Here is a 19416-nt window from a genome sequence, read left to right on the forward strand (position 1 = left end):
CGCATGGGCCGGCGGTGGCTTCAGGAGTTACCCATCAATGAATGCAGTTCGTACGAGTTTGCCGCGCGTGGCGGTCCTGCCGGCGCTGATTTCCCTGTCCGTGCTGTTCGCGGGTTGCAGCAGCGTCAACCAGTTGCTGGGCAAGGAAGAGTCCATCGACTACAAGAGCGCATCCAAGCCGCCCTCGGCCAAGCTGGAAGTGCCTCCCGACCTGACGCAGCTTCCCACCGACAACCGGTTCCAGATCCCCTCCCAGACCTCTTCCGGGTCGACGCCGCCGGCGCCCTCGACCACGACCTTCTCCAGCTACTCCACGGCCCAGCCTGAAACCCGGCAGCCGGCCGCCAGCAATGTGCTGCCCGAGCGTTCGGACATGCGCGTGGAACGCGATGGCGACCAGCGCTGGCTGGTGGTCGTCGATCGCTCGCCCGAGCAGCTCTATCCGGTCGTGCGCCAGTTCTGGCAGGACCTGGGCTTCCTGATGCGCGAAGACCTGCCCCAGGCCGGCGTGATGGAAACCGATTGGGCCGAGAACAGGGCGAAGATCCCGCAGGACTTCATCCGCAACACCATCGGCAAGGTCTTCGATTCGCTGTGGTCCACCGGCGAACGCGACATGTTCCGCACCCGCCTCGAGCGCGTGGGCAACAGCACCGAGATCTACATCAGCCATCGCGGCGCGGTCGAGGTGCTGACCGGCGCGGAGAAGAGCCAGACCACCTGGACCTCGCGTCCCAACGACCCGGGCCTGGAAGCAGAAATGCTGAGCCGCCTGATGGTCCGCCTGGGCGCCGATTTCGACCGTGCCAAGGCGGCCGTGACCAATGCGGCGCCCGTGGCCACCGGCGCGGCGCCGCAACTGGTGACCGGCTCGGGCGACATCGGTGCCCTGCAGATCGCCGAGCCGTTCGATCGTGCCTGGCGCCGCGTGGGCCTGGCCCTGGACCGTGGCGGCTTCACCGTCGAGGACCGCAACCGCGCCGAGGGTGTCTACTACGTCCGCTACGTCGATACCGACGCGGCCAGCACCGACAGCAAGCCGGGCTTCTTCGGCCGCCTGTTCGGACGCGGCAGCGACAAGCCCGAGACCCGTCCGCAGTACCGCGTGAAACTGGTCACCTCCAATGACCGTACCCAGGTCACCGTGCTGAACGCGCAGGGGGCGCCCGAGAACACCGCCACCGGCCGGCGTATCCTGAACGTCCTGTCCAACCAGCTGAAGTAATGGTTGGGGTCGGCCATGAGTCCCGTCTGATCCAGGGCGCCGCGGATCCGGCTTTGCCGGTCCGCCAGCGCCGCCCCCTGGAGGGGGAGCGGTCGCAGGCCGCCCGGGGGTGGATTTCCTAGGTGGGCTTCATGCGCTATACGAGTCTTGGCAGCGGCAGCGAGGGCAATGCCCTCGTCGTCGAGGCCAGGGAAGGGCTGTCGGTGACCCGCGTCATGATCGATTGCGGGTTCGGGTTGAGGGAGGTCGAAAGGCGCCTGCTCGGCCGTGGCATCGAGCCTTCATCCCTGAACGGCATCCTGGTGACGCACGAGCATGGCGACCACATCGGCGGCGTGTTCCGCCTGGCCCGCCGCCATGGCATTCCGGTGCATCTGACCACGGGCACGCGTGCGGCCGTTGCCGCCCGCATCCCCGAAGGCATGACCGCCGTCTGCTGCGACAGCCACACCGCCTTTGCCATCGGCGGCTTGCGCGTGCAGCCGTTTCCGGTGCCCCACGACGCCCGCGAGCCGGTGCAGTATGTGCTGGACGACGGCCAGTGGCGGCTGGGCGTGCTGACGGACCTGGGCGAGGGCACGCCGCACGTTCACCGGACGCTGTCCGGCTGCGATGCCTTGGTGCTGGAATGCAATCATTGCCCGGACATGCTGGCGCGCAGCGATTACCCCGTTTCGCTGAAATACCGGATAGCCGGCCGCTACGGCCACCTGTCGAATGCGGCGGCGGCCGACATCCTGCGCGTGATGGACCGGTCGCGCCTGAAGTTCCTGCACGCGGCGCATCTGAGCAAGAAAAACAATGTGCCGGAACTGGCGCGCTCGGCGCTTGCGCCGATATTGGGTTGGCAGCCCCAGGAGATCGGCGTGGCGGACCAGGACACCGGGTTCGATTGGGTGACGCTGAGTCAATGAGAAAAGCCCGCAGTTCATAACTACGGGCTTTTTCTTGGCCGCGCATGCGGCCGTCGATTGGCAGGAACCCGGAGCCGGCGGGGCCGGCCGGGTTTCCGCATTCGACTTACTGCTGCTGGGCGGGAGCCGGGGCGGCAGGGGCCTGGTCGGCCGGAGCGGCGGGCTCGGCGGGAGCCGGAGCAGCGGGTTCGGCCGGGGCGGGGGCGGGCTCAGCCGGGGTGGTGGCGGCGGGAGGGGTCGACTCGGCGGGGGCCGGAGCGGTTTCTTCCTTCTTGCCGCAAGCCGACAGAGCGATTGCCAGCAGCGAGGCCAGGAGCAGGGTCTTCTTCATGATCTCTTTTCCTTTGAGGTGTCAGTCGTAATACACAAACCAGAAATAGCGCTATTTCCCGTTATTACCCAAACAAGGGCTGCTGTGTCTGCCGTTATTCGAGCACGGGTAAATTCTATCAGCGTCTCTAGGTATTTTCCATGGTGGAAGCTGGAAGTAAGATTTGCGTAAGCAATTTGTGTATCCGATTGGTCAATAATGTGCGCAAGGGTTTCGGTTTGTGGTTTTTGACGCAACATTTCGACCCGCCGCGCCGGGAATTTCCCGCGCAGTCAGAGCTTGCGCAACTGATCGAGCAGCGTGGCGATGGCTTCTTCATTGCGCTTGTAGAACACCCATTGCCCGATGCGCCGGGTCGTGACGAGACCGGCGCGCTGCAGGGTGGCCAGGTGGGCGGAAACGGTCGACTGGGACAGGCCGCAACGTTCGAACATTCCGGCGCAGACGCCGACTTCGAGCGGGTGTTCCTGCCCCGCGAAATGGCGTTCGGGCTCCTTGAGCCACTGCAGAATGTTGCGTCGCACCGGATGCGCCAGCGCCTTGATGGTGGCGTCGAGATCCATGGCGGAAGACTGAATGGGCGAAGAATATCGCCATGGATCGAATTATAGATCGCCAGTCTCCGATATGCCTGCCGGCATGGGGATTCCGAGCGGGAGGCGAGCGTGGCGGGGCGCCTGCAAGTACTATCTGCACCCATGATGAAACGTCAATCCGCGATGGCCGTGGTCCTGGCGGGGGCCTGGCTGGTGCTGGTGCTGGCCGGAGCCGTCGTGCTGTATCGCCAGGCGCTGGACCGGTTGCGCGCGGACCTGGACGGCGCGGCCGACGCCGTGGCCGGGCTCGTGTCGCAGCGTATCGCGCAGCACGACGCCCACCTGACCAGCATGGCGGCGCTGGCGCAGCGATCGGACCGTATCCTGCTCGAGGAGATCAGGCAGGTGGCGGGCGCCATCCGCGCTTTCTATCCACGCATCGAAGGAGTGGACCTGATCGGTTGGGAACAACCGTCGTCCCAGGCTGGCTGGCGCACGCTGGTGTCCAGCCGCCGGTCGGGCCTCCCGCCCCTGGAGCCGCAACGCCTGGGCGCGGTGATCGCCGCGGCCCAGCCGGGGCGGCCGGTCAGCACGGTGCCGGAGCCGGGCCAGCCCCGCTATCTGCTGGTCAAGCGATTGCCCCCCGCGGCAGGTCAACTGGCGCTGGTGCTGACCGTAGACCTGGCCGAGCTGGTCGCGGCCGATGAATTGCCCATGGGGACGCGGCTGGCCCTGCGCCTGGACGGGGCGGCGGCCGGGATCGACCATGGCGCGGCCCCGCCACGGAAGGGGCTGCATCCGCCCGCCATGGCGGCGGTACGCATGCTGGAAAACGCCGGCCAGCCCATCATGCTGCGGCTGTCCCGCCATCCGGGGTGGGGCGACCTGGCACTGGGCCGGCCGCTGGCCCTGTTGGTCCTGGTGTCCCTGGCGCTGCTGGCGCTGGCGGCCTTGCTGGCCGTGCAGCGGCTCCGTGCCGTGCAGGCACGGGGCGATGCCGAGCGGGCCCGCCAGGCCGGTCGGCTGAGCAAGCAGGAAGCCACCCTGGCGCACGCGGCGAGGGTCAATGCGATGGGAGAAATGGCCTCGGGAATCGCGCACGAGCTGAACCAGCCGCTGACCGCGCTGCTCAGCCAGAGCCAGGCCGCGCTGCGCCTTGCCGGCCTGCCCGGTACGGAGCCGGACGCCATGCGCCGCGTGCTGGAAGCCAACGTGCAGCAGGCCCGCCGGGCCGCGGACATCCTGGCCCGCATGCGCGCTTACGTCGGCGCCCACCCGCCGGCGGCGCAGGCTTGCGACCTGGGCGAGGTGGCGGCCGACATGGTGGCGCTGATGGGAGCGGACCTGTCGGCCCGCGGCGTGCGGCTTGAAACGCAGGCGACCCAGCCGGCGCCCGTCGCGTGGGTGGACCGGGTGCAGGCGGGGCAGGTCATGTACAACCTGATCCGCAACGCCGCCGATGCGCTGGCCGTGGTTCCGCTGGAAAGGCGGCGCATCGTGCTGAGCCTCGACGAGAGCGAGGGCATGGCCCGCATCGTGGTCAGCGACGACGGCCCGGGCGTGGCGCCGGACATGCTGCCGCACGTCTTCGAGCCCTTCCGTTCCGACAAGGCGGACGGCATGGGGCTGGGCCTGGCCATTTGCGAGAGCATCGTCCACCATTTCGACGGCAGCATCTCGGCGGCCAACCGGCCCCAGGGCGGTGCCCGGTTCACCGTGCTGCTGCCGCTGGCCAGGGACCGGCGAACCCCACAGGAGCCCACGGCGTGACCTCCCAACCCCCCGTCTATCTGGTCGACGACGACCGCGCCGTGCGCGACGCGGTGGCGCTGTTGCTGTCCACGTATGGCCTGCGCGTGGAGACCTTCGCCCATCCGCTGGATTTCTTGTCCCGCCAGCCGGAGCTGGAGCCGGGCTGCATCGTGCTGGACTTGCGCATGCCGGCCATCACGGGCCTGCAACTGCAGCAGAAGCTCCAGGAGTCGGGTTGCGGCTGGCCCATCGTCCTGCTGACCGGCCATGGCGACATGCAGGCATGCCGGCGAGCCTTCAAGGCGGGGGCGGTGGATTTCCTGAGCAAGCCGGTGGACGAGCACGTGCTGATGGAGGCGATCAACGCCGCCTTTGCCGCGCTGGCCCGCTATCGCGAGCAGGACGAGCAGCGCGCCTTGCTCGCGCGCCTGACCGAGCGCGAGCGCCAGGTCCTGGCTCTGGTGGCGCAGGGCTATGCCACCAAGGAGATCGCCGCGGCGCTGGAGCTGTCTCCGCGCACGGTGGAGACCCATCGCGCCCATATCTCCGAGAAGATAGGCAGTACGTCGGTGGTCGAGTTCGCCCGCCTGGCGCAGGCCAGCCAGGAGCCGGGACCGGGAGGGCATCCGTAGGGCTACGGATGCCGGTGCGTAGCGGGCACGATGGGCGGCCGGCCTGCGCGCCGGCACACTGCGGGTGTCGATTCCACAGGAGGAAAAAACGATGTCCCGTCTGCTCAAGACCCTGTTCGTCCTGGCGGCCTGCGCCGGTTCCAGCGCCTACGCGCAAACGCCCGCGTCGCTGACGCTGTCCCAGGCCACCGAGCTGGCCCAGGCCGCCGTGCAAGCCTGCGCGGCCAAGAACTACCAGGTCGCCGCCACCGTGGTCGATCGCGGCGGCAACGTGCTGGCCATGCTGCGGTCCGACCTGTCCGGCCCGCACACCGCCGATGCCTCGCGCCGCAAGGCCTATACCTCGCTGACGATGCGCGCTCCCACCTCGGCGCTGGCCAATGCGATCGAGAACAACCCCGGCGCGCGCCAACTGGTGGCGATCAACGACTTCCTGATCCTGGCGGGCGGCGTGCCCATCAAGGTCGGCAACGACACCATCGGCGCGATCGGCGTCGGCGGCGCGCCGGGCGGCAACCTGGACGAGGAATGCATCAACGTCGCGCTGGCCGCGCGCAAGTAGGCAAGATTGGCGGGCCCTGGCTTCAGGAGTCGTAGCGAAGCCAACCCGCTTCCAGCCACTCCTGCAGGGCCGCGCGTTCGCCGTCGTCCGGCTTCGCCGAGACGCACGCCAGGCGGCGCAGGTCCGCCAGTCCACGAAGGGCCGGGGTCGCATCGACCTCGGCCTTTTCGCCGTTGATGAACAGCATCCGTCCCCGGTGGATCATCAGCGTGCGGCGATCCAGCACCAGCTCGCCCGATGACGGCCAGTCCGCTTCCAGGTCGGGCAGCGTCGCGGGGTCGGGAGCATCGAACACGACCTCCGGCTTGGGCTCGGTCAACCAGCGGCCCAGGTAGCGTGCGGCCAGCGCGGCGTCGAACTTCACCGCCGATACGGCGGCCAGCGCGGCCTCGACCATGGCCTCGGGCAGGGCCGCGGGCTGCCTTGCCGCGGGCTGGCCGGCGTCCTTGTAGTGACCCCGCAGCGCCGACGGCAGGCGCTCGGTCAGAGATTCGGACGCGAACTCCAGCATGCCGCGCGCCAGTTCGGCCAGCGACGGCGAGCGGAAACCGATGGAAATCGTCATGCAGTCGTCGCCTTCGGCGATGCCGTCGTGGGCGTAGGCGGGCGGCAGGTACAGCATGTCGCCCGCTTCCAGCACGAACTCCTCGGTGGGCTCGAAACGGCGCAGCACCTTGAGCGGCGCGTCCGGATCCAGCTCCAGGTCGCGCTGGCGGCCGATGCGCCAGCGCCGGCGTCCGCTGGCCTGCAGCAGGAACACGTCGTAGCTGTCGAAGTGCGGACCGACGCCGCCGCGGTCGGTGGCGACGCTGATCATCACGTCGTCCAGCCGCGCATCGGGAATGAAGCGGAACTGCGCCATCAGGTTGGCCGCCGCGTCGTCGTGCAGGTTCACGCCCTGGACCAGCAGCGTCCATTCCGGTTCGCGCGCGGAGGGCAGCCGCCCGAACGGGCCGTGCTCCATCTGCCACGCGCCTTGCTCGCGCCACACCAGCCGGGATTCGACGTCGTCGCGGCGGGCCAGCCGCTTGACCTGGGCGATGGAGAGCGGCGGCCGGAAATTCTCGAAGGCGCCGCGTATCAACAGCGGCTTGCGCTGCCAGTGGCGCTGCATGAACCGGGATGGCGAGAGGCCGCCCAGGAGGCGGGTGGGAAGGTCGGGTGTCATGGGAATGCTTTGCGTCCGGGAGGGGCGGGGCCAGCCTGTAGAATGAAAGGCCATCCAACGTATACGGGAAACCAAGATTATGACCGCTTCCAACAGCGATCCGTCCCTGGCCGTCGGCGAGAATACCGTCGTCACGGTCGAGTTCTGGATCATGAGCACGGACGGGGAAGCGCTCGATGACAGCGGTGGCCCCGTGAGCTTCCTCTATCGCGGGCTCGACAGCCTGCTGCCCCGCCTGGACGACGGCCTGGAGGGCAAGACCGCCGGTTTCGAGCAGACTTTCCACCTCGAGCCGAGCGACGCGTTCGGCGACTACGACCCGGAACTGCTGCGGGTCGAACCGCGTTCGCGCTTTCCGGAGCCGATCGAGGTGGGCATGCAGTTCGAAGGCGTGCCTGGCGATACCGGGGACGACGAGGAAACCGAGGTCGAGCCCGACGACGGCGAGGGCGACGAGAACGCGCTGATCTTCTCCGTCACGGACCTGACCGACGACAAGGTGGTGCTCGACGCCAACCATCCCTACGCGGGCATGGCGCTGCGCGTACGGATCAAGCTGCTGGAGGTCCGCCCGGCCGACCAGGAGGAGATCGAGCAAGGGTACGCCGACAGCGAGGACGAGAGCGACGATGTCCTGGACGCGCTGATCGAGGCCCGCCGCAATCCCGGCACCCTGCATTGAGCCGCCGCGTCCGGCGTTAGCGGGGCTGCGGGGGGCGCAGCACCGTGTTGGCGTTTTCTATCCGGAAGACATCCCGGTTGCCCGGCTCCACGCTCACCTTGAGCCAATGAGCGGGCCCGGGGGCGGCCGGCATCGCGACGCGCGCGACGTTCTGCAGGGTCTTGCCGTTGAACTTGACCGGGTGATCCGCCAGGGCATGGCCGGGCCGATGCCGGTCGGGCGACGTGCCGCCGCCGTGCACGACCAGGACCTGGCCGGCATATTTGGAGGCCAGCCGGGCCAGGTCGGTCTTGAGCGTGGCGTAGGGATCCACGCCGCCGGCCACGGTGTGCCGGCCCTCGAAATGCGGGTCGGCGGAAAAGGCCAGGACCAGGCCGCGCGCCTTGAGCCGCGTGGCGGCGGCGAAGGCCTGCCGCAGCCACGAGGCATCGGCCTGGATCCTTTCCTCGTATTCGCCGTTGCGCCCGGCTCCCGTGCGGTAATTGTTCTGGTTGCCCGGGATGTTCAGCGTGACGAACAGTACGTCTCCGTATTCCCAGCGCGCGTTCTCGGGATAGCCGCGGAAGCGGGCGGTCTCGCTCTGGCGCTGCAGGTCCAGCTTGAGCATGCCCAGCGAATCGTCCGGATCGAAAAACAGCTCGCGCAGCCGGTTCAGGCGTTCGACGGGCCCGAACTGCCCGGCGGCGGGGCGGTCGCACTCGGCCCAGTCGTTTTCGCCCGGAACCAGCACCAGCGGGACGGGACTGCCGTCCAGCAGCGCGTGCCGGCGGGCATAGGTCTTGTCGTCGCAGCGCTCGTCGCGGCCCTTGATGTTGCCGGTATGGATGGCCAGGTCGGTCTCGGTGCCGAACTGCGCCAGCGTCTGGGCAACGGCCGCTTCCTCGCCGTCATGCGCGGGCACCCCGCCCAGCAGGGCGAAGGCAAAACCATGGCGGGCCGCATAGCCCGATTCGGCGTTGGTGGCGGCCGCCGCCGGCGCCATGGACGCGCACGCCAGTGCCGCCGCCAGCAGAAGGCGGGGCCAGGAAAGCGGGCGTGGCGGCGTGGCGGTCATTGCGGCTGGGCCAGGCTCTTGAGCCGGTAGAGTTCATCCAGCGCCTCGCGCGGGCTGAGGCGGTCCGGGTCGATGCCATCGAGTGCGTCCCGCACGGCCTCCATGGCGTGATCCCGTGCCTGCTCCATTTCCTGCGCCTGGGCCGCCTCGTCTTGCGGCGGCGCGAACAGCGCCATCTGCGGGACCTGGGCTCCCTGCGTCTCCAGCTTCTCCAGCTCGCGCCGCGCCATGCGCACGACCGCGGCGGGAATGCCCGCGCGCTGCGCGACCTGGATACCGTAGCTGCGGCTGGCGGGGCCTTCGCGCACCTCGTGCAGGAACACGATTCCCTTGTGCGACTCCGCCGCGGCCAGGTGGACGTTGGCGACCTCGGGGCGTACCGAGGGCAGGCGCGTCAGTTCGAAATAGTGCGTGGCGAACAGGGTCAGCGCGCGATTCTGCGATACGAGCTGGAAGGCGATCGCCCAGGCCAGCGCAAGGCCGTCGTAGGTCGAGGTGCCGCGGCCGATCTCGTCCATCAGCACCAGGCTGTCGGACGTGCTGGATGCCAGGATGGCGGCGGCCTCGATCATCTCCATCATGAAGGTGGAGCGTCCGCCCGCCAGGTCGTCGGCGGCGCCGATGCGGGTGAAGATGCGATCGATGCGGCCGATGCGCGCAGCCCGCGCCGGCACGAAGCTGCCGATGCGCGCCAGCAGCACGATCAGCGCGGTCTGCCGCATGTAGGTCGATTTACCGCCCATGTTGGGACCGGTGATCAGCAGCATGCGCCGGGTCTGCGCCAGCCGGCAATCGTTGGGCGTGAAGCGCTCGATGACCCGTTCCACGACCGGATGGCGGCCCTGTTCGATATGGATCTCGGCCGTATCCAGCAGCTCGGGCGCGACCCAGTCGTTGTTGCGGGCATGGAAGGCGAGGGCGGCCAGCACGTCGATCTCGGCCAGCGCCGCGGCCGTTCGCGTCAGCGCGCGCACGTGCGGCGCCAGCGTGTCCAGCAATTGCTCGTACAGCCATTTCTCGCGCGCCAGCGCGCGGTCCTGGGCGGACAGGATCTTGTCTTCCCAGGTCTTGAGTTCGGGAGTGATGTAGCGTTCGGCGTTCTTGAGCGTCTGGCGGCGGCGGTAGTCGTCGGGGACCTTGTCGGTCTGGCCGCGCGTGACCTCGATGAAAAAACCGTGCACCCGGTTGAACTCCACGCGCAGGTTGGCGATGCCCGTGCGTTCCCGCTCGCGTTTCTCCAATTGCACCAGGAAGTCGCCGCTGTGCGATTCCAGCGCGCGCAGTTCGTCCAGCTCGGCATCGAAGCCTGCGGCGAGCACGCCGCCGTCGCGCACATTGACGCCCGGTTCGGCGGCGATGGCGCGCGCCAGCAGCTCGCCGATGGCGGGATCGGGCGCGAGCTGGGCTGCCAGTTCGGGCAGCCGCGCCTGGGGATCGGCCGACAGCATCGAGCCTTCGCCGGCCAGGCGCAGTACCATGGCGTGCAGCCCAGGCAGCAGCGCCAGCGCATCGCGCAGGCTGGCCAGCTCCCGCGGCCGCACCGAGCGCAGGGCCACCCGCGCGGAGATGCGCTCCACATCGGGAAGCGGCGCCAGCGCGTCCTGCAGCAGGCGCGGATCGCCGCCATCGAGCAAGGTCTCGATGGCGCGCAGGCGGGCCGCCGCAGGGGCGTTGTCGCGCAGCGGGTGGTGCAGCCAGCGGCGCAGCAGCCGGCTGCCCATGGGCGTCTGGCAGTGGTCCAGCACCGAGAACAGCGTGGGGGACTCTTCGCCGCGCAGGGTTTCGGTCAACTCCAGGTTGCGGCGGGTGACAGGATCGAGCAGCACGTACTGGCTGGCGCGATCGGCGGTCAGCTGCTGCACGTGCGCCAGCGCCTGGGACTGCGTGTTCGAGACATAGCGCAACAGCGCGCCGGCAGCGCAGATCGCCTCGGGCATGTCCTCGACGTCGAATCCGGCCAGCGAGTCCGTGCCGAAGTGGTTCAGCAATTGCTGGCGGGCACCGCTGGTTTCGAAGTGCCAGACCGGAACCGGGCTGATGGGGGCGCTGAAATCGACCGGCAGCGGCTGGCCTTCTGCCAGGATCACTTCCGCCGGCGCGATGCGGTGCAGCTCGCTCGCCAGCAGGGTGGGCGCGCATTCGGTCAATCGGAATTCACCGCTGGCCAGGTTCAGCCAGGCGATGCCCACGCGGCCGGTCTTGCCGTTGCCCGGCTGGACCGCGGCGACGGCGCGGTCGGCCTTGGCCGGAAGCAGGGCCTCGTCGGTCAGCGTGCCGGGCGTCACGATGCGGACGATCCGGCGTTCCACCGGTCCCTTGGACGTGGCGGGATCGCCGATTTGCTCGCAGATCGCGACCGATTCGCCCAGCTTGACCAGCCTGCCCAGGTATTGTTCGACGGCATGGAATGGCACGCCCGCCATCCGTATGGGCACGCCATTGGAGGCGCCGCGGGTGGTGAGCGTCAGGTTCAACAGACGCGAGGCCTTTTCCGCGTCGTCGTAGAACAGCTCGTAGAAATCGCCCATGCGGTAGAACAGCAGCAGAGGGCCGGCTTCGGCCTTCAGGCGGAGATACTGCTGCATCATGGGGGTGTGTGCGCTGGTATCCGATTCTTTCATTAAAAATCAATAAGTTCGTGAGGCGCTGGATGAGAGCAATGGACAACTTTGACCAGGTTCTACTGGAAAGCGGAGTGCTGTCCCTGCCAAATATGGCATTGTAGTGAGGGCTGTCGACTACCAGCGAGTATGAGACAGATTGCCACGGATCGATTGTAGGAGATGGAGTCAAGTTGTAAACTAGTCAGATGACTAGTCTTTTATGGGGTGCTGCATCATGAAAAGCTGGGCCATACAGGACGCAAAGGCGCGCTTCAGCGAGTTTCTTGAGGCGTGTCTCTCGGAGGGACCGCAGATGGTGACCAAGCGTGGAGCCGAAGCCGCGGTGCTCGTCCCCGCCGCCGAATGGAAACGCCTGCGTGCAGCGGCCAAGCCGTCGTTGAAGGAACTGCTGCTTTCGGATACCGCACGTACGGAGTGCCTCGTGCCGCCACGTGGGGCGGCACGGCGCCGACGCATTGCGCCTATTCGCTGAGCGCGCCGCATGTATCTGCTGGACACTAACGTCATTTCCGAATTGCGACGGCCGCGCCCGCATGGCGCCGTCGTCGCCTGGCTCCGGTCCATTGCCGATGGCGACCTTTATCTGTCTGCGGTCACGTTGGGAGAGATTGAGGCCGGCATCGAACTGACGCGCGACCAGGATCCGGACAAGGCCGACGAAATCGCTCGCTGGGCCGATCTGGTGGCTGCCTCGTACAACGTCCTGCCCATGGATGCGGAAACCTTCAGGCGCTGGGCGCGACTGATGCACCGGCGCTCCGACACGCTGTATGAGGATGCGATGATTGCTGCCACCGCGCAGCAGCACCAACTGGTAGTGGTGACACGCAACGCCGGCGATTTCGCTCCCTTTGGGGTGGAGGTTTTCAATCCGTTCGAGGCGAAGGCGGGGTGACTTCCAGCGGGATCGTCCGCAGCGCGTCGATGGGCAGATCGATCCCGAAATGCTCACGCAGCGCCGCCTGGAGCGCCTGCGGGCCGTCCAGTTCCTGTTCCCGGGCATGGCCGTCGGCCGCGCGGAATTTCAGGACCTTGCCGGACAAGGTCACCCGGCGACCCTTGGGCAGTACACGCGCCGCTGTGAGTCCTTGCAGGAAGTGCGAAGCGGGATGCGTGCTGGTGTACCAGTTCGCCACCTCGCGGTCGACCATGGGCATGTCCTCGCCGGTGAACTCGTAGACGTCGACCCACTGGCCGGCATGCTGCACCTGGTGGTACCACCTGCCGTCCTCGCGCACCAGGCGCCGCTCGTCGTGGGACGTGGCCTGGATCAGGCCATCCTCCAGGCGCAGGGCGCGCGTGAGCGAGGTCGCGCCGACGCCGACATCGGTGATCCAGTCCTGCCCGTCCAGGGTCACCGCCAGCGTCAGGTGCGTGCGTTGAACCATGATGCTGCGATCGGTCGTGCCCAGGCGCACTCGCGCCGCCAGGGGGCGCGCGGCAAAGCCCAGCTGCGCGAGCAGTTCCAGGAACAGGCCGTTCAGCTCGAAGCAATAGCCGCCGCGGCGCGCGGTGACGAGCTTGTCGTACAGGCGCTGGGGTTCGAGGTGGATGGGCCGGCGCAGCAGCACGTCCAGGTTCTCGAACGGAATGGATTGCGAGTGGGCGCTGGTCAGCGCGTCCAGCGTCGCGAGGGAAGGGGCCGTGGAGCCCTGGTATCCGAGCCGTGCCAGGTACGCGTCGATGTCGAACGTATTGCCCACCGGGTCTCCTTGTCGAGTCAGGCGGATGCCGCCTTCTGGAAGAAGACTAACAGGAGTAGCGCCGCGGCGAGTATCCAAACCGCGATGAACACGGCCGCGGCCACCCGGCTGACCGGCCGGCTCGACATGTCCGCGGCCGACCGCCTGAATTCGGCCATCAGGCCGGCGGGGATGAGGCGCACCACCAGCAGGATGCCGAGCGGAACGATGATGAGGTCGTCCAGGTATCCCAGCACGGGGATGAAGTCGGGAATGAGGTCGATGGGGGAGACCGCATAGGCGGCCACCAGCAGGGCGAGCACCTTGGCCATCCAGGGGGTGCGGGGATCCCGGGCCGCCAGCCAGACCGCGACGACGTCCTGCTTGATGCGCCGGGCCCACTGCTTCATCCGCTTGATCATGGCGCGTGTCCAGGCGTCACTTCATGTAGGACCGCACGGCGGCCACGACTTCTTCCAGGTCGGCCGCGCGGACGTCGGCGGGTACGTCGGCACGGCCCAGGTGTTCGCGGATGTGCCCTTCCAGCACCTCGGCCATCAGCCCGTTCACCGCGCCACGTATCGCGGCGATCTGCTGCAGGATCGCCACGCAGCCGGCTTCCTGGGTGAGGGCGGTCTCCAGGGCCGCGGCCTGTCCCTTGATCCGGCGCACGCGCGTCAGGAGCTGCTTCTGGTTGTGGAGGGTGTGTGCCATGGATGGCCGTCGCCTTTCATTGGAACTATACTGGGGTATAGTATATACACGATACACCGGAACGGGCCGCATCATGTCGACATCCCTCATTTCCCAGGATTGGACCCACAGTCACGTCTTCGACGAAGGCAATCCCCTGGCCGAACGCAACACCCGCCGGGCGGTGCTGCTCACGGCGGCGATGATGGTCGCCGAGATCGTGGGCGGCTACATGTTCAATTCGATGGCGTTGCTGGCCGACGGGTGGCACATGAGTTCCCACGCCCTGGCGCTGGGCCTGGCGGTGCTGGCCTACGGCGCGGCACGGCGCTACGCGAACGACGGACGCTTTGCGTTCGGGACCTGGAAGATCGAAGTGCTGGGCGGTTATACGAGCGCGCTGTTCCTGGCCGGCGTGGCCGCGCTGATGCTCTACGAATCCGTCCAGCGGCTGATGTCCCCCGCGACGATCCACTACGATCAAGCCATCGCCATCGCGGCCGTCGGCCTGCTCGTCAATCTCGCCTGCGCGTGGCTGTTGAAGGACGGGCATCACGGACACGATCACGGCCACGGACATGACCATCATCATGGGCATGACCACGACCACGAGCACGGCAGCGACCTGAACCTGCGTTCGGCCTACCTGCACGTCGTGGCCGATGCCGCCACGTCGGTGCTGGCCATCATCGCGCTGTTCGGCGGCAAGCTATGGGGGGCGGCCTGGCTGGATCCGGTCATGGGCATCGTCGGCGCCGGCCTGGTCGCCGTCTGGGCGTACGGCCTGCTGCGGGCCTCGGGAAAAGTCCTGCTCGATGCGGAAATGGATGCGCCCGTCGTGGCCGAGATCCGCGAGGTGGTCGCGGCCTGCCCGTTCAAGGCGACGATCACGGATCTCCACGTCTGGCGGGTCGGCAAGGGCAAGTATGCCTGCATCCTGGGTATCGTGACCGATACGCCGGCCACGCCTTCCTATTTCCGGGAAGCCTTGGCCATCCACGAGGAACTGGTCCACGTCACCGTGGAGGTCAATCGCATGCCGACCGTTCCGGCGGGCGCCAATCTGGCGTGAACAGGCCCTAATGGTCGTGAGCGCCTTCCTCTTCATCATCGTGAGGGGCGACGCCTTCGCGTGATTTCTTCAGCCATGCCTTGCCCTGTTCAAGGTCGATGGGAACGAGGTCACCTTCGAGGTAGGCCCGTCCCAGCCTGGCCTGGGCCACCGGGTTGCCCGCCTGGGCCGCGCGTTCCAGCCAGGCGACCGCTGTACGCGTATCCCTGGCGACTCCCCGGCCCGCCGCATAGGCCTGGTACAGGGCGTACTGGGACTTGGGGGAGCAGCGGTCATTCCCGGAGGCGGCCAACCGATGCCACTTGAATGCTTCCTTGTCGTCCCGCGGAGCGCCTCCCAGTCCCTGCCCATAGAAATCGCCCAGCATGCATTGCGCGATCACCGATCCGCCCGCCGCCGCCTTGCGGAACAGGCGGAACGCCTGGGAAAGATCCTTGGGTACGCGGTCGTTGCCGTTGTAGTACATGAAGGCAAGATCGACCTGCGCAGGGCCGTGCCCAAGCTCGGCAGCCTTGCTCATGTAGCCGAAAGACTTCTGGCGATCAAGCGCCGCGCCGGTCAGGCCACCGTAATGGCGTGCCATTTCGTATGCCGCCGCGGCATCGTCGCCGGGCCGCGCGCCGGGAATGTCTCCCCCGGCCGCTACGGCAAGCCATCCGCCCAGGACCAGCCACGCGGCCATGCGCGCGGGCACGGCCGTTTCTCGCGGCCGTGGCCCTGTCCCGTCGACAGCCTTAGCGGAAGGCATCGGCGACGTTGGCCGGCACGACGATCTCGCTCGCCGGCGTAAGCGACAGCGTGACTGTCCGGCCCTTGGCGACCCTGGCCAGGACGGCTTGTGCCTCGGCCAGGCTGTTCAGGCGCTGGGTCCGCAGGTACTCGGGCGGGTGGAAGGTACCCGTGGCCGCATGCACCGATTCGACCGGACCGCCGTCATAGGTGATCTCGGTGCCCATACCCGGACTTGCCTGCTTGTATCCTGGGGGGATGTAGCCCTTGTATGTGCTGTCCTGCACGTCGACTGCAACCTGGACGTAGAAGCCGCCAGGGTCGTTCACGTAGCTGTCCGTCGGGATCACGATGCCATTGGCCAGCAGCGGGATCGACGGGTTCTTGTTCTGGGCGCCGACGAAGCCCTGGATGATCTTCCCTTCGTCAAGCAGTGTCGCCCGGACGTTGGCCAGGCCCGCTTCCCGGCCAGGCTTGAAGGGGCCCGAGGTCTCTATGCTCTTGTACGAGCGGTTGGCTTCATCGCTGGCCCGGTACGAGGCCACCGAGCGACGTTTCTCCAATTGGTTGGCGAATTCGCTCGTGATCTTGCCGCCGCCCAGGACCGGCGCATCGTAGACCCTGGAGGTCATCGCCTCCATCATCGTGAGTTGCTTTCCGGCATTGGCCGGATCCCGGTTGTAGGCCTTGAGCGCCTGGTAGACCTCGACGATGGGATACTGATTGGTATGCTGCGGCGCCACGAAATCCACTTCGACGGTGCTCTGCAGGTAGCTGAAGCCGTGCTGGAAGGACAGGCGGCGCCAACCGTTGGCGGCAGTCGGGGAGTTCAGGCCGTTGAAGCCATACCCGCCGTGATAGCCGAAGGTGTAGAACTTGCCGTCTGCCGGATTCTTCACGCGAAAGAGCATGTTGGTGGACCCCGGCGTGTGGCCGGGCGACCAGATCACCATGATCTTCACGTTGCCGAAGTCGTACCACCGGTCGTAGTCGTAGAACTTGTTGGTGCGGGCACGCAGGGCGGTTTCCGATTCGGGCAGGGCGCCGGGGATGTCCCACGCGTTGCCTTGCAGGTCGCTCTTGACGCCCGCCACGTCCTCTTTCGACGCCCAGACGTCCATGGTCTTGCCGGCGTTGTCCATCATCTTGAGCTGCTCGATGGCCGTGCCGTAGTGGTCGGCGTGGCCATGCGTGAGCCACAGGTCGGTGACCGACCGGGGGTCTATCCCCACCAGCTCCATGTTCTTCCAGTATTGGTAGCCGCTGTTGGGCCAGCCCGCGTCGATCTTGATGACCTTGTCGTCGGAGGTGTCCGCGGTCCCCATGTCGGCCTTCAGCACATACGAGGCCACTTCGTTGTCGCCGACGTAGTACATGGTGTTCTTCACCATCTCGAACGGCTCGGTGCTGCGGCTGTAGGGCGCGGAGGATACCGAGGTCGCGTTGATGGCCACGTAGGGCAAGCCTGAAACCGGATCGATGCCCTTGTCCCCCAGCATGGGGCTTTGAGTGGGAACGTCCCAGGTGGGTTTGCCATCGGATTTGGAGGGCGGGGTGAAGTACCAGATCGCCACGACCTTGGCGCGATCCGCGTTCAAGTAGTTGTCGTCGAACAGCAGATATGCGGCCTGGCGCGAGGTGGTGCCATAGTGGTAGTCGGCGGTGACGGGGATGGCGCCGAACGTGGACGTCTCGCTTTTGGCGTAGTCCTCGGTGTTGACGTTGAACACCCTTGCATCGGAAGCGACGGTGTAGGTTTCCTCGTAGCGCTTGATCGGCTTGGCATACGCCCGGCCCGCCTGGTCCGCGGTGACTGTCGTGCCGTCGCCGACCGTGATGGTCGACCCGGTCTTGCCGTAGACCCATCCGGCGGCCACCATGGGCCCCGGGGCGCCGTCGTTGCGGGTGACCGCCGCGCCGTACTTCTGCAGGTTGAACTGGGCAGCCGACGACGAGCCCTTGGACAGGATCACGTTGAAGGCAGGCGAACCGTCCTCGGGCACGATGACGGTACCGGCCGGGGATGCGAGCCAGTCCACGAGATTGCCCGGCACGAGCCCGTCCTTGATCGCGGCCGCACGTTCAGGCGTGCTGGGGGCGGTGGACAGCGTCTTCAGGCCCGTCTGCGTCAGGATGGTGACGTGTACGGTCTACCTGCCGCCGGAATCGGTTTCCAGATGGGGAAGGCCTTGGACCAGGCCGGCCGTTCGGAACGAAACCGTCGCTCCCGGCGGACCCGGGGGCACGGGACCTGCGCTTCCGTCGTCGCCCCCGCCACAGCCAGCCAGAAGGGCCGCGGCGATGAACGCCGGCAGCAGTTTTCCTGCCTGTCGCGATGCAGTGCTCATCTTGCTTGTCTCCTTGGTGTTCTTGTGCAAGTCGGAATGATTGGCCGCCCCGGCGGCTTTCTTCAGCGGACCAGGCAGGGTTTCTTGTTGTCGAACCTCCAGCCCGGTATCAGGTACTGCATGGCCATGGCATCGTCGCGTGCGCCCAGGCCGTGCCGTTTGTAGAGTTGGTGCGCCTGCTCGACCGCGTCCATGTCGAGTTCGATGCCCAGCCCGGGAGCCTGGGGCAGTTCGATGCGGCCGCCGCGGATCTGCAGCGGATTGCGCGTCAGATTCTGGCCGTCCTGCCATATCCAGTGCGTGTCGAGCGCGGTAACCCGGCCCGGCGCGGCCGCTCCCACGTGGGTGAACATCGCCAGCGAGATGTCGAAATGATTGTTGGAATGCGAGCCCCAGGTCAGGCCGAACGCCTGGCAGGCCTGGGCGACGCGCACCGAGCCCTGCAGGGTCCAGAAGTGCGGATCGGCAAGGGGAATGTCGACGGATTGCAGCGACAGGGCGTGTGCCATTTCCCGCCAGTCGGTGGCGACCATGTTGGTGGCCGTGGGCAGTCCGGTTGCCCGCCGGAACTCGGCCATGGTCTCGCGGCCGGAGTACGTGCCCTCGGCGCCGCAGGGGTCCTCCGCATAGGCCATCACGCCATGCATGTCGCGGCACAGGCGGATGGCGTCGCGCAGCAGCCAGCCGCCATTGGGATCGAGCGTGATGCGCGCCCTGGGAAAGCGTTCATGCAGGGCGTGGATGGCCTCGATCTCTTCCTCGCCGCGCAGCGCTCCGCCCTTGAGCTTGAAGTCCTCGAATCCATAGCGCCGATAGGCGGCTTCGGCCAGCCCGACGATGGCCTCGGGCGTCAACGCCTTTTCGTGCCGCAGGCGCAGCCAGTCGTCCGCTTCCTCCGGCGCGCTGGCGTAGGGCAGCGGGGTTTGCGCGCGGTCGCCCACGTAGAACAGGTAGCCCAGCATCTGCACCGACGTGCGTTGTATGCCTTCGCCCAGCAGCGCGGCCACCGGCACCTCCAGGTGCTGGCCCAGCAGATCGAGCAGCGCCGATTCGACAGCCGTGACGGCGTGGATGGCAACGCGCAGGTCGAACGTCTGGTGCCCGCGGCCCGCGTCGTCGCGGCCGGCGAAGGTATTGCGCATCCGGTTGAGCGTGTCGGTATAGCGGCCGATGGAGCTGCCGACGATGAAGTCGCGCGCGTCTTCCAGCGTCGCGCGGATGTTCTCGCCGCCCGGTACTTCGCCCACGCCGGTATGGCCGGCGCTGTCGGTCATGATGACCAGGTTGCGGGTGAAGTAGGGCGCATGGGCACCGCTGAGGTTGAGCAGCATGGAGTCGCGGCCGGCCACGGGAACCACCCGCATGCGGGTGACGGTGGGCGTGTGTCCGGCTGGCGGGAAAGCAGAAGGCAT

General features: G+C 67.4%; 19 protein-coding genes and 1 pseudogene. 9 read left to right on the forward strand and 11 right to left on the reverse strand.

Annotated features, from left to right (window positions below; genetic code table 11):
• The first annotated feature begins 37 nt into the window (after positions 1 to 37).
• Positions 38 to 1225, forward strand: a complete 1188-nt coding sequence (bamC, locus tag N5K27_RS00965; protein ID WP_279813849.1) for an outer membrane protein assembly factor BamC — start codon at positions 38 to 40, stop codon at positions 1223 to 1225.
• A gap of 131 nt (positions 1226 to 1356) precedes the next feature.
• Complete coding sequence (locus tag N5K27_RS00970) at positions 1357 to 2139, forward strand: MBL fold metallo-hydrolase (protein ID WP_279813852.1); 783 nt, start codon at positions 1357 to 1359, stop codon at positions 2137 to 2139.
• A gap of 106 nt (positions 2140 to 2245) precedes the next feature.
• On the opposite strand, the gene N5K27_RS00975 is transcribed toward N5K27_RS00970, so the two are convergent.
• Positions 2246 to 2470: a hypothetical protein gene (locus N5K27_RS00975; protein WP_087841787.1), complete on the reverse strand. Its 225-nt coding sequence runs from the start codon at positions 2468 to 2470 to the stop codon at positions 2246 to 2248.
• A gap of 272 nt (positions 2471 to 2742) precedes the next feature.
• Positions 2743 to 3033 carry a metalloregulator ArsR/SmtB family transcription factor gene (locus N5K27_RS00980; protein WP_279813855.1) on the reverse strand — a complete coding sequence of 97 codons (291 nt, stop codon included), beginning with the start codon at positions 3031 to 3033 and terminating at the stop codon, positions 2743 to 2745.
• A 135-nt stretch (positions 3034 to 3168) separates the two neighbouring features.
• Here N5K27_RS00980 and N5K27_RS00985 point away from each other — a divergent pair, with 135 nt between their 5' ends.
• The 3 genes from N5K27_RS00985 (at position 3169) to N5K27_RS00995 (ending at position 5952) form a co-directional block, all read left to right on the forward strand.
• A complete protein-coding gene (locus tag N5K27_RS00985; RefSeq protein ID WP_140416922.1) occupies positions 3169 to 4776 on the forward strand; it encodes an ATP-binding protein in 1608 nt (535 codons plus the stop codon).
• Entirely contained in the window at positions 4773 to 5390 is a 618-nt protein-coding gene (locus tag N5K27_RS00990; protein WP_132980413.1) for a response regulator, read from the forward strand. Before N5K27_RS00985 ends, N5K27_RS00990 begins: the two co-directional genes overlap by 4 nt.
• 91 nt (positions 5391 to 5481) lie before the next feature.
• Complete coding sequence (locus N5K27_RS00995) at positions 5482 to 5952, forward strand: heme-binding protein (protein WP_087841783.1); 471 nt, start codon at positions 5482 to 5484, stop codon at positions 5950 to 5952.
• A gap of 22 nt (positions 5953 to 5974) precedes the next feature.
• On the opposite strand, the gene N5K27_RS01000 is transcribed toward N5K27_RS00995, so the two are convergent.
• A complete protein-coding gene (locus tag N5K27_RS01000) occupies positions 5975 to 7120 on the reverse strand; it encodes a cupin domain-containing protein (protein ID WP_087841782.1) in 1146 nt (381 codons plus the stop codon).
• A gap of 79 nt (positions 7121 to 7199) precedes the next feature.
• Between N5K27_RS01000 and N5K27_RS01005 the strand changes: the two genes are divergently transcribed.
• Positions 7200 to 7802, forward strand: coding sequence for a peptidylprolyl isomerase (locus N5K27_RS01005; RefSeq protein ID WP_243724628.1), 603 nt, complete (start codon positions 7200 to 7202; stop codon positions 7800 to 7802).
• A gap of 16 nt (positions 7803 to 7818) precedes the next feature.
• Here N5K27_RS01005 and N5K27_RS01010 read toward each other — a convergent pair whose 3' ends face one another.
• Positions 7819 to 8856: a hypothetical protein gene (locus tag N5K27_RS01010; protein ID WP_087841781.1), complete on the reverse strand. Its 1038-nt coding sequence runs from the start codon at positions 8854 to 8856 to the stop codon at positions 7819 to 7821.
• Positions 8853 to 11444 carry a DNA mismatch repair protein MutS gene (mutS, locus tag N5K27_RS01015; protein WP_087841780.1) on the reverse strand — a complete coding sequence of 864 codons (2592 nt, stop codon included), beginning with the start codon at positions 11442 to 11444 and terminating at the stop codon, positions 8853 to 8855. Before mutS ends, N5K27_RS01010 begins: the two co-directional genes overlap by 4 nt.
• Positions 11445 to 11694: 250 nt before the next feature.
• Here mutS and N5K27_RS01020 point away from each other — a divergent pair, with 250 nt between their 5' ends.
• Together N5K27_RS01020 and N5K27_RS01025 are read left to right on the forward strand one after the other, a co-directional pair.
• Complete coding sequence (locus tag N5K27_RS01020; RefSeq protein ID WP_087841819.1) at positions 11695 to 11952, forward strand: type II toxin-antitoxin system Phd/YefM family antitoxin; 258 nt, start codon at positions 11695 to 11697, stop codon at positions 11950 to 11952.
• A 9-nt stretch (positions 11953 to 11961) separates the two neighbouring features.
• Complete coding sequence (locus tag N5K27_RS01025; protein ID WP_087841779.1) at positions 11962 to 12375, forward strand: type II toxin-antitoxin system VapC family toxin; 414 nt, start codon at positions 11962 to 11964, stop codon at positions 12373 to 12375.
• On the opposite strand, the gene N5K27_RS01030 is transcribed toward N5K27_RS01025, so the two are convergent.
• The 3 genes and pseudogenes from N5K27_RS01030 to N5K27_RS01040 all read right to left on the reverse strand — a co-directional run bounded on the left by N5K27_RS01030 (position 12347) and on the right by N5K27_RS01040 (position 13876).
• Positions 12347 to 13183 carry an arylamine N-acetyltransferase gene (locus tag N5K27_RS01030; RefSeq protein ID WP_087841778.1) on the reverse strand — a complete coding sequence of 279 codons (837 nt, stop codon included), beginning with the start codon at positions 13181 to 13183 and terminating at the stop codon, positions 12347 to 12349. The two genes, N5K27_RS01025 and N5K27_RS01030, sit on opposite strands and share 29 nt — an antisense overlap.
• A gap of 17 nt (positions 13184 to 13200) precedes the next feature.
• Positions 13201 to 13575 (reverse strand): annotated as a pseudogene (locus N5K27_RS01035) (YkvA family protein); the annotation flags it as partial.
• Positions 13576 to 13600: 25 nt separating this feature from the next.
• Entirely contained in the window at positions 13601 to 13876 is a 276-nt protein-coding gene (locus tag N5K27_RS01040; RefSeq protein ID WP_087841777.1) for a metal/formaldehyde-sensitive transcriptional repressor, read from the reverse strand.
• A 73-nt stretch (positions 13877 to 13949) separates the two neighbouring features.
• On the opposite strand from N5K27_RS01040, the gene dmeF reads away from it, so the two are divergent.
• Entirely contained in the window at positions 13950 to 14927 is a 978-nt protein-coding gene (dmeF, locus tag N5K27_RS01045; RefSeq protein ID WP_087841776.1) for a CDF family Co(II)/Ni(II) efflux transporter DmeF, read from the forward strand.
• Between the two features lie 7 nt (positions 14928 to 14934).
• Here dmeF and N5K27_RS01050 read toward each other — a convergent pair whose 3' ends face one another.
• From N5K27_RS01050 to gudD, 3 genes are all read right to left on the reverse strand, one after another.
• Entirely contained in the window at positions 14935 to 15621 is a 687-nt protein-coding gene (locus N5K27_RS01050) for a tetratricopeptide repeat protein (RefSeq protein WP_279813881.1), read from the reverse strand.
• A gap of 40 nt (positions 15622 to 15661) precedes the next feature.
• Positions 15662 to 17710 (reverse strand): MBL fold metallo-hydrolase, encoded by a 2049-nt coding sequence (locus N5K27_RS01055; protein ID WP_279813884.1) that lies wholly within the window; start codon positions 17708 to 17710, stop codon positions 15662 to 15664.
• A 356-nt stretch (positions 17711 to 18066) separates the two neighbouring features.
• The gene (gudD, locus tag N5K27_RS01060) at positions 18067 to 19416 is read right to left on the reverse strand and encodes a glucarate dehydratase (RefSeq protein ID WP_279813887.1); all 1350 of its coding nucleotides are present in this window, start codon (positions 19414 to 19416) and stop codon (positions 18067 to 18069) included.

It is taken from the genome of Pigmentiphaga sp. GD03639 (assembly GCF_029845405.1).
GTDB lineage: Bacteria > Pseudomonadota > Gammaproteobacteria > Burkholderiales > Burkholderiaceae_B > Pigmentiphaga > Pigmentiphaga daeguensis.